Source organism: Robertmurraya massiliosenegalensis JC6, from assembly GCF_000311725.1.
GTDB classification, from domain to species: domain Bacteria; phylum Bacillota; class Bacilli; order Bacillales; family Cytobacillaceae; genus Robertmurraya; species Robertmurraya massiliosenegalensis.
On sequence record NZ_HE978513.1, the window covers coordinates 412,921 to 423,580 of the forward strand.

Here is a 10,660-nt window from a genome sequence, read left to right on the forward strand (position 1 = left end):
TCTATTAACCGACCTGGTTGAAAATTTCAAACATCGGCACCATGATCGATGTTACAATCGTTCCTACTAATCCTGCCAAAACAACGATCATAATGGGCTCTATCAACGCCTTGATCCGGTCCGTACTGTTTTCTACTTCCTTTTCATAGAAATCGGCTACTTTTCCTAGCATAGCATCTAATGAACCCGTCTCTTCTCCAATTGCGATCATTTGCGTAATAAGAGGTGGAAAGGCCCAATGCTTTTTCATCGGTACTGTAATCGATTGTCCTCTTTCAAGGGAATCACGTGATTGTCGAATGACCTTCGCTATGACTTCATTTTCGACAACATTTTCCACAATCGACATCGCTTGTAAAATCGGCACAGAACTTGTAAATAGAGAGCTTAATGTTCGCGTCATTCTCGCTAATACGGCTTTTTGCAACATTTTTCCGAAAATCGGTATACGTAAAATAAAGTAATCGAGATAATACTTCGTGTTCTTATTCTGCTTTATAAATACAATAAATCCGATAAATAGCATTATAAGTAGAACGATCAACCACCAAAACTTCTGCATAAAATCACTTGCATTCAAGACAAATTGAGTAATGGCTGGAAGCTCACCACCAAAGTCAGCAAACATGTCGACAAAAGTAGGGACAACGGAAACGAGGAGGAAAATGACTACGGCAATGGCTAGAATTCCGACAACGATCGGATAGGCGAGTGCTGATTTAATCTTCGCTCTCGTATTATGCTGTTTTTCAAAATGGACAGCTAGTCGTTCTAATGTTTCATCCATATTCCCACTTGCTTCACCAGCATGAATCATATTAATGAACATCGGTGTAAAAATCTTTTGATGCTTGGTAGCAGCTTCTGAAAGCGGCTTTCCTTCACGTAGCTCCTGTTCAATATCCGTTAGCGCTTTTTTTAAGGCTTTGCTTTCTGTTTGCTCAGCCAATATATTCGTTGATTCAACGACTGATACACCTGCTTTTAGAAGTGTTGAAAACTGGCGTAAATAAATAACCAAATGCTCGAGCTTAACAGGGGAACCAATCGAGATATCCTTCGTCATAAACGACTCTGCTACTTCCGTCATTTCTAACACTCTTATTCCATCTACTTTAAGCTTCTGCATCGCTTCTCGTCTTGAAGCTGCATTAATCACGCCTTGCTTCTTCCCTTTACGATCTCTACCTGTATACTTAAATCTAGCCATTTTAGTTTAGTTTCTCCTGTAAAAATGGTTCAGCAGCATCTTTTGTGACAATTCCTGAATGTACAAGCTCTTTAATGCTTGCTTCAAGCGTATGCATCCCGTACGCACGAGAGGTTTGCATCACATTGACGATTTGATAAATCTTTTCATTGCGAATCAAGTTTGCGACAGCAGCATTATTAATCAGGATTTCCGTTGCTGCTCTTCTTCTTTTCTGATCTGCTGTTTTAAAAAGGCGCTGTGAAATAACAGATACAAGAACAGATGCCAACTGAATTCTTACCTGTGGTTGCTGCGTTGGCGGAAACACATCAATAATTCGGTTAATCGTCGCAGGTGCGCTGGATGTATGGAGCGTACCAAGTACTAGATGCCCTGTCTCTGCAGCCGTAATCGCTGTTTGAATCGTTTCTAAGTCACGCATTTCCCCCACAAGAATGACATCTGGATCCTGTCTCAAGGCAGCACGTAAGCCATTGGCAAAATTATTCGTATCAAAGCCAACCTCACGTTGATCAATAATCGAGTTACCATGCTTATGCAAATACTCAATTGGATCTTCTAATGTAATAATGTGTTTACGCATATGCTGATTCATATATTGAATAATTGCCGCTAATGTCGTTGATTTTCCACTTCCAGTAGGGCCAGTGACAAGTACAAGTCCTTGTGGTTTATCGGCAATCTTCTTCAATATAGGCGGTAATTCCAGTTCTTCAATCGTCGGAATCTTCGTCGGAACGATTCGAATTGCCATCGCCACACAAGAGCGCTGGAAATACGTATTGACACGAAAGCGGGATACACCTGGAATTCCGTAGGAAAAGTCAAGCTCTCCCTTTTCCTTAAACTGCTCCCACATATGTTCAGGAATAATCGCCTTTGCCATTCCTTCTGTATCAAACGGTTTAAGTGCATCTTTTCCGTATCGTTTTAATTCCCCGTTGAGCCTCATAATCGGAGGGACACCGACTGTTAAATGAATATCTGATGCTTTTAATTCAAATCCAGCACGCAAAAAATGTTCAATCATCTCTTTCACATTCTGTCCCCCTATTCAGGAATGGCTACTCGTAAGATTTCTTCCGTCGTTGTCAATCCTTGTTTTACCTTCAGTAAGCCATCATCAATAAGAAAAATTGTCTTACTTTTAATCGCTAATTCTCTTAATCTTGTAAAAGATTCTCCGTTCATAATCACTCTGCGCATATCGTCATTCATAACAAGAACTTCATGAATCGCTAAACGTCCTTTGTAGCCGGTCATATTGCAAGATGAACAGCCTCTACCACGGATAATCCGCTCAATTTTCATGCCACGCTTAGCAAAAATCTCAATCTCCCTTTTTGAAGGTGCTTGTTCTTCAGCACAATCACGACATACCTTTCGAACTAAACGCTGAGCAACAATTCCACTTAAGGAAGAAGCGACTAAAAACGGTTCCACCCCCATATCAAGAAGACGTGTGACTGTACCAAGGGAATCATTTGTATGGATTGTACTCAATACTAAGTGTCCAGTTAACGATGCCCGAATCGCTACCTCTACCGTTTCTTTATCGCGAATTTCTCCAACCATAATGATATTCGGATCTTGCCGGAGAATGGAACGCAGCCCTTTAGCAAAGGTCATCCCTACATTCGTATTGACTTGGATCTGGTTGACCCCTTCTAACTGGTATTCGACCGGGTCCTCAACCGTAATGATATTTACTTCTTCACTATTGAGCTGATTTAAAGCCGCATATAATGTAGAAGATTTCCCTGAACCAGTTGGTCCTGTAATTAGGACAATTCCTGTCGGTTTCTCAATCATATTTGTAAAGCGTTTTAAATTTAGCTTATTAAAGCCTAATTTATTGACGTCATTTAAAGAGCTACCTAAGTCTAGAATCCTTAAAACAATTTTTTCCCCATAGACAGTTGGAAGTGTTGACACACGCAAGTCGATCGGATGAAAATCTAAATTCACTTTAATTCTTCCGTCTTGTGGCACACGATGTTCGGTAATATCCAAATTGGCCATAATCTTGATTCTCGCCGTTAACAAGCTTTGCATATGCTTCGGCAACACTCTTTCCGTTCTTAAAATGCCATCAATTCGATATCTGATGACCACCTTCGTCTCTTGTGGATCAATATGGATATCACTTGCCTTCATAGCAACAGCATTGGAGAGAAGCTGATTAACGAGTCGTACGACAGGAGAATCTTCGGCATTAATCTTCTCCTCTTGAACTGCCTCATTACTAGGGAGGTCACCGATTAATTCTTCAAAGCCGTCATCAATGTCATAGTATTTATTGATGGCTCGTAAAATGTCATCCTTCGTAGCAATCGCTGTCTCAATTTGAAATCCTGTAGAAAGACGCAAATCATCAATCGCAAAATAGTCCATTGGATCCGCCATGGCAACAAAAAGCTTGTCTCCATCTTTCTTCAGCGGAATAAGACGATTTCTTTTCGCCGTTTCTTTTGAGATCAAACTAAAAAGCTTTGTATCAAAAGGATAGCGATATAAGCTAATATGCGGAATACCAAGCTGAAATTCGAGCACTTCGATCAGTTGCTGCTCTGTAATATAACCTCTTTGGAGAAGAGCATCTCCAAGCTTTTGACCAGGACTTTTTTCCTTTAATGTAGATTGAAGCTGATCCTCAGAAATAAGACCAGCTTCAACAAGTAAATCTCCAAGTCGTTTCCGGGTTTGCTGTTTCATGTTCAATTCCCCGCTTTTTGGTGATTATTTTGGTATTTCATTTTCTTTTCCCCAAAGGGGATCCTCTTCAATTGCATCCGTAATCAATTCATCCGATTCTTCAGACCCATTGTTATCATTCGCGTCATCAGAAGAATCAGTATTTGCTGATTCCCTATTTTCGTCCAGTTCTGTCTCGTCCGTTTCCATCCCAGGAGTTGTTACGGTTGCATCTCCACTAGATTCAATATATTCAGTTACCTTTATTTGATGGATGGGGGGATAGAAATCTTCAGAAATCAATTCCTTTTTGAGAAATGCCCCTTTTTCATCACGATGCTCCCGATAGATTTTGATTAATTGTCCATCTTTTCCTTCAACCTTCACTTTCGATTCAAGGCCAAACTGAAGAATGGTTTTAAATTTAAAGCTTTCCTTCCCCTCTTGTAAAATCAAATATCGATTTAGAAGAGCAGGACCTTTTAAATACGTTACAACCTGATCATTGACCTTCTCAAACTCTATGAAATAATTCCATTCATTAGAATTTGAGAAAACGAGATCATAGTTCAGCTCTGGATCAACCTTTGCTTCAAACCCAAGCGTCGCATATTCAGGAAGTTCCGCACTAATATGTCTTTCTATGATAGAAAAATTGGTTGGTAGAATGACTGCGTAAATGCTCGTTGCTAGTTTACTTAGCGTTGAAACAGACATATGTCCAACTTCTTCTTTCACATAGTCAAGCAACGAAAATTGCGATGTTGCCTCTATTTCTATCGTCTTACCTACAAATCCAGCTAGTTCATCTTCCACAAATGACGAATCAAGTGGAAATTCAGAAATCACCTGTAATTCTTCCAGCTCTCTATCTAACAAGTAATCTTCAATCCGGATTTGATATTGACCTGCCTCCAGCATTATTGCCCCTTGAAGAATATTCGCTTCTAATTCATCAATAAGAAGGTGATCGACACTTAAAGATGAGGACAAAGTTGATAGAACATCACTTAACGAGCTAAGCTTAACAGAGACAGGATTACTTTGTCCTTGCTTTGCTTGCTGGACTGTCCCTTCTAGATCAAAAGTCAAATAGCTTAGATCAAGCGATTCACTTTTTTCCTTGAATTTCAAGGTGATCGTCGTTTCATTCAGCCACTTTGTTAACTGTTCATCGGTTAGTTGTAGTGCCTCACTTCCTGTTTTCCCAGCTACAGATAGGGAGCCTATCTTCGTCCCTTCCGCAAAAAGGTTGGGGTTTTTGATAATGGCTCCGTAAGCTAATGTACCGAAATGTGAGAAACTAAAAATATAGGCAGTAGATATCATTAATACAAGAAACAGCTTTATCCCATGCTGGTTCCTCACATGAATCGGCCTCCCCCATTAAGCTTCCACATTCATGGATAACTCAACAACAATACTTGGTCCTTCATCTTGTGCCTTTTGAATTTGCTCTGCTGTTAAATAGGTCCCTTCGCCAAAGAGAAGATTCCCATCTTTATCATAAATATCTTTTGATAGCTTTTTTCCAGCTAAAAGTTCAATTTGCTTTTCTTTAAGCGATTTTACTTCTTCATCTTCCTCTAAAGTGGCAGTTTCCGTTGCAACAAGCTCTTCCGCAAGTTCGGCTGAGTCTGACTTTCCTTCTAATTCCTCAACAGAATTGAGAAAGTATGAAGTTGCATCTTCCTTCACGATAATGATGTCCTTCCCGAATGTTACAACAGACTCTGAAGACAGTGCCACTTCTTTATCGGCAAGCTTTAGCTGCATGCCAAGAATATTCCCTGATTCCTGATCGACAAAGTATTCAACAACTTCTCCGATTAGTTCACCTTTTCTCGTCATGACCTTCGTACCAGTAATTTTGATTTTCTTATTTACTAACTGATTGGCAATCGGAATTTCATTTAAATCAATAACTGCACTTTCACTGCCAACTGTGACGGCATATTCCCCTATCCCAACAACTTTTTTAAAGGGAATCGCTTTGACACTTACTTGGAAATCCTCATGCTCAATTGTTAAAAAGTCAACTGAACCTTTGTCCGGATTGATTACTAAAGATTTTACTTTTCCTACTTGATTGCCATCTAAGATGCTAATAATTGGTAAACCGCTGATTTGAGTACTTTTTTTCATTAAATTTTCACCACACCTAATCTATAAGTTCACGAAACTATAATTGCGAATAAATCCTCTATATAGGTCTTTTCGACATATATAGGTAAAATTCATCCATATAATACACTATTTTAACATGTTATTAGGAAAATCATCGTGTTTTTTCGCAATATTGTTTTAACAAATATTGAATTTCCATATCCAAAACTGGATAATTTGTGAATTTCCCGCTTAAATCGGTCAAAATCCCCTCTAATTTTCCTAATTCTTTCAGCCTAATATAATGTTCAATCAACAAACTGGCAAAAGTATAATATTCCTGAATGGGCATCTCTGGATGTAAGTATTCTTTTACATACTGCTCATAACTTTGAGGCGACATTTGCTTTTTTGCAAGATTAATTTGCGACACCATCGTATGGAACATTTGCTGCTGAAAAGTCGATGTTTGCTCTTCCCTCTCAGTTTTGTCTTCATCAGAGATAGCAGATATGAAGTCAGTTTCTACTACGTCTACTAGATCACCTACTTCTCTATCTGTGTCAAATTCAGCCGTTTCTACGATTTCTTCCAAAGTCGTATCTTCAGCTTCTATTTCATATGGTGATTCTTCATCAAAATGAGCCAACTCATCAGAAATGAGCGGTTCTTCCGTTTGAAGGTTATCACTCTCTTCATCATTCATTTCAATTAGAGCATGATTGCGTTCTTCCTCTTTAAGGATAGGAAATTCCTCAGGAGCGGAAGTTTCTTCATTTTCAAGGAGTTCGTCCTCTTCCTCAACGATCGATGCTGCCACTTCCCGTTGAGCTAGCTCTAATTCATTTAAAACTCCGTCCTCAAGAAGTTCTGATTCTAGGATTTCTTCTGGATTTACTGTTTCTAATTCAGCCGTTTCTGTCTCAATTTCATCCATTTCTGAATTGAAGGCAACTTCTTCTTCCTTAGCTGAATCTTCTAGCTTGTCTTCGAAATTTAGCAGCTCAAGTTCCACTGAAGTATGTGACTCTTCTGGTTCGCCGATTTCATTCGATCTTTGAGCCGTTGTTGCTTCTTCTAATTCGTCATCTTCAAGCAACGACTCGATATCCGCCATATACCCCTTTTCCATAGGTTCTTCGACCGGGATATCCTCCTCAACGATCGTTTCGTTTCTTTCATTAAGAAAAGCCGTTTCCATATCTAAACCATCATCTCGTACTTCTGGTTCAGGATCGGATAGTTCGCTTATTTCTACTTCCCTGTCCGCATGTATCATCTCCCTAACTTCTAGCTCATCGTCTTTTATTAAAGAGAGGTTATTCTCTTGTTCCATTTGAACGTCATTTAGTTGTTTAGTCTCAGAAGGAAGCTCCACTTCTTGTATAAGGGGATCTGATTGTTTTTCATCAACTGACTTTGAAAACAATAGATGATGAAATCGCCTATCCAAAATATAAACTGTAAGTGCCGTTAATAGTAAAATAATAAGTGCAGTTTGCCAAATGTGGAAATTACTTTTGGCCAAAATTCCCACATTTGCAAATACAAACGCAATGATGATAAGCAATCCTTTCCCTCTATTCGTTAATCCTAGCGGAAGGAAATAGATAATTGGGATTAGAATAATCAAGGATATGATAGAGACCACCAGCTCTCCCATTTGTTCACCCCTTTTAGTATAAAAGTTATAACTCCAATTCATATGTGTTTCCAAAATATATCAAAAAAGTGCCTATATTTTAGTACTGTGAAAAATTGACTAAATTCAACAGCATATTTCGTACAAGTTCTACATTTATAGACTCTTAAATATTGTATAATAAAGTTAGCTAATTTGAAAGAAGTAGTAAATATGATACAAAAATTACTACTCTCCATTCGATATACTACATTCATCCTATTCCATATCTATCACATATGAAAGTGAAGGTGAAAATGATTGAGAGACATGAGATGTGAAAAAGGACTCACTTTAATCGAGGTCCTCATTTCGATCACCATATTAGGTATTATAATGACTTCATTTTTATCCTTCTTTAATCAAGCCTATTCGTACACAAAAACAAATGAAGATAAGACAGTTGGAATAAATGTTGCGCGAAACGTTCTCTATTACTTTGAACAACAAGATTTTAAGAAAATAAAGGAGAACTATTTTTCTCATGAAACGATCATGGAGAAAGAAATGAACATTGATAATTGCCATGATACTAGCATTAATGGGGAGACTGTTTTTGATGACCCAGCTGTTTGTGAGAGCTTTTTTGATACAAAAGTGAATGAAGTCGATTATACATCAAATGTGACATTTACGAGGGATATTCTAGACAGTGAAAATCCAGATCAAGATAAACCCCATTTACAGGATCAGCTTATCGGTGTAGAAATTACCGTACAGTGGGGTAATCATAGTGCCGACGTTAGGGGCTTGATAAAAAAATGAGGAAGCTAATAAATTCGGAAAAAGGACTAACACTTGTCGAAGTGTTAGTCACTTTGGTGATTATGTCGATTGTATCCGGAGTCATTTATAGTGTGTTTACGACAGGTCTAAAGTTGTATCAGAAGATTGGGATTGAATCTCAATTGCGGGATGACGCTGATTACGTAGCGACGATGATTTTAAATGAAATGTATGAGAATCCTCCCAATTATATTACCAGCTATGAAACAACTGAAGCCACTGGAATCGAAATGGTCAGATTTCGACCGAAAAATGTTGATGGGTATTTGGTCGAAGACTCGACAGAGATTGAACAGGATTTATTGATCTATTTCGAGGAAGGGCATTTTTACATTGAAAAAATTAAACGAGAAGAAGATACCGTAATTTCATTGGAGAAACAGCGAATCTCTTCTGAGCGTTCTTCACTTACAACAGTTGAAATCAATGGCCAGCCAGAAAGTTCTTCTCTTTCTTATTCCTGTACGAAAGAGAGAATAGGTGGTGGATGCGAAAATGGGAGAATTTTTTTGAAAATTGTAATCGCTGATGGAAATGAAAGGCGGTCTAGTTTTCTAAAAACAGATCCCCTCGTTTTAAATAGTTCCTTCGGATTTTAAGGATGGTGATAAGATGTTAAAAAACGAAAGAGGCTCGACATTATTAGTCGTTATGGTCATGATATTAGTTTTTACAGTCCTTGGTCTATCGATCCTTTCTACAAGTATTGGAGGGGCAAAAAGAACTGAAATTAGAGAAGAACAGGTTACAGGCGATTTGGATAAAATTCGCGCTTTAACTGAGGCAGTTGCCTATATAAAAGAAGTCATTGATTCAAAATACAATCAAGAAAATCCCGATATGTCTATACATGCCTACAATGAAATGATCGAAGATTCGATTATAAATAATAAATACGGCTATCAAATCGAAAACATCACACGCGAAAACGAAACGATCAAAGAAGCTGAAGATTTCACCCGTATTTTTCGAGTTTCAAACGAACCATTTTCACAAATTGTATATATTACAGGAATTCCTAGCTTCCTAAACTATGCAGTTGGTTCTAGAGGAACACTAACATTAAATGGATCTACCTATGTTGATAAGGGAAACATTTACGCCAATGATAAGCTTGTCCTTACCAACCAGGCAAAATATATTTATCAAGATGACAAACTGGAAGAAGATACTACTTTTCCTTCTGTTCGCAGCAAATCTGAAAATCTACTATTTTTAGAAAACGAAGAGATCGAGTACTGTAGCAATAATTGCTATAAAGAGGGCGAAAAAATTGGCAACTTTGTTCCTCTCTCCATTGATGAACTCGAGAAAGCTTTTCAACCTATTTCTCCAACCTATATGAAAGAGGAAAGTGAATATGTTGATGTTGATATTAACAAAACGTTTAAAGAAAAGTTAAAGGCTGCTGGATTTCTTAGTGAACATGTTGATCCATATGAATTGGGGATAGACGAGATTATTTTCAATGGATTAAGCTCTCCCAACGTACAATTGATCTCTTCTTTTGACAATATAGATTTTTCTCTGCCTAATAAAACAGGATATTTACATCCTGGTAAAGGCGAACAAGATGTCTATATTGATACAAACGATTTAATTGTCAACGAAAAATCTCAATGGATTGTCATTGATGGAAATGTTGTGATCGAAAATACTGGTACACAATTAATGAATGTTTCAGCCAATATTCTCATTACTGGGAATTTAACGATTAGAGGCGATATCGCATTTGACTCGACTATATATGTCCTAGGCGATACGACGATCAACAATGTCAATATTTCAGGCTATGGTGATGGTGAACTCATATTAATGACAGAAGGACATTTGGAGATCGCCAGGGTTAATAAATTCTTACCTAAAGAAGAGGTAAGTTCGATTAAAGCTTATCTTTATACGAATTACGAAGCTGAAGAAGCAGAAGTATATGCTGTAGGTTCCATTCTTCATATTGAAGGTGGTATATTTGCAAAAGGCGACTTGGAAATTAATGCATATCGAGGAAAAGCAGATGAAAATAATTCTACGATCGAGTTTACGCCGGAAAGTGATCCAACGGAATCGAGACTCATTATTGAGAACAATAAAAAGCTGTTTTTGAATCAATCACAAGGTCTTCCAAAAATGGATCGATTAGAAGTCGTAACCGATTTAATGAAAAAAGAATAGAAAAACGC

The 10,660-nt window shown here is 37.9% G+C and carries 9 protein-coding genes; 3 read left to right on the forward strand and 6 right to left on the reverse strand.

The window, feature by feature from the left end; translation table 11 throughout:
• Positions 1–4: 4 nt before the first annotated feature.
• The 6 genes from BMSHG_RS11960 to BMSHG_RS11985 all read right to left on the reverse strand — a co-directional run bounded on the left by BMSHG_RS11960 (position 5) and on the right by BMSHG_RS11985 (position 7,676).
• A complete protein-coding gene (locus tag BMSHG_RS11960; RefSeq protein ID WP_019154693.1) occupies positions 5–1,210 on the reverse strand; it encodes a type II secretion system F family protein in 1,206 nt (401 codons plus the stop codon).
• A 1-nt stretch (position 1,211) separates the two neighbouring features.
• A complete protein-coding gene (locus tag BMSHG_RS11965) occupies positions 1,212–2,252 on the reverse strand; it encodes a type IV pilus twitching motility protein PilT (RefSeq protein ID WP_019154694.1) in 1,041 nt (346 codons plus the stop codon).
• 11 nt (positions 2,253–2,263) lie between these two features.
• A complete protein-coding gene (locus tag BMSHG_RS11970; RefSeq protein ID WP_019154695.1) occupies positions 2,264–3,928 on the reverse strand; it encodes a GspE/PulE family protein in 1,665 nt (554 codons plus the stop codon).
• A 24-nt stretch (positions 3,929–3,952) separates the two neighbouring features.
• Complete coding sequence (locus BMSHG_RS11975; protein ID WP_019154696.1) at positions 3,953–5,275, reverse strand: VanW family protein; 1,323 nt, start codon at positions 5,273–5,275, stop codon at positions 3,953–3,955.
• 18 nt (positions 5,276–5,293) lie between these two features.
• Complete coding sequence (locus BMSHG_RS11980) at positions 5,294–6,052, reverse strand: PRC-barrel domain-containing protein (protein ID WP_019154697.1); 759 nt, start codon at positions 6,050–6,052, stop codon at positions 5,294–5,296.
• A gap of 133 nt (positions 6,053–6,185) precedes the next feature.
• Positions 6,186–7,676, reverse strand: a complete 1,491-nt coding sequence (locus BMSHG_RS11985; protein WP_019154698.1) for a hypothetical protein — start codon at positions 7,674–7,676, stop codon at positions 6,186–6,188.
• Between the two features lie 288 nt (positions 7,677–7,964).
• Here BMSHG_RS11985 and BMSHG_RS27125 point away from each other — a divergent pair, with 288 nt between their 5' ends.
• Genes BMSHG_RS27125 through BMSHG_RS12000 form a run of 3 tightly spaced genes read left to right on the forward strand, consistent with a single transcriptional unit; the run spans position 7,965 to position 10,652 of the window.
• Positions 7,965–8,459 (forward strand): type IV pilus modification PilV family protein, encoded by a 495-nt coding sequence (locus BMSHG_RS27125; protein WP_161601776.1) that lies wholly within the window; start codon positions 7,965–7,967, stop codon positions 8,457–8,459.
• Positions 8,456–9,079, forward strand: a complete 624-nt coding sequence (locus BMSHG_RS27130) for a PilW family protein (protein ID WP_019154700.1) — start codon at positions 8,456–8,458, stop codon at positions 9,077–9,079. Before BMSHG_RS27125 ends, BMSHG_RS27130 begins: the two co-directional genes overlap by 4 nt.
• Before the next feature lie 13 nt (positions 9,080–9,092).
• Entirely contained in the window at positions 9,093–10,652 is a 1,560-nt protein-coding gene (locus tag BMSHG_RS12000) for a hypothetical protein (protein WP_019154701.1), read from the forward strand.
• The last annotated feature ends 8 nt before the right edge of the window (positions 10,653–10,660 follow it).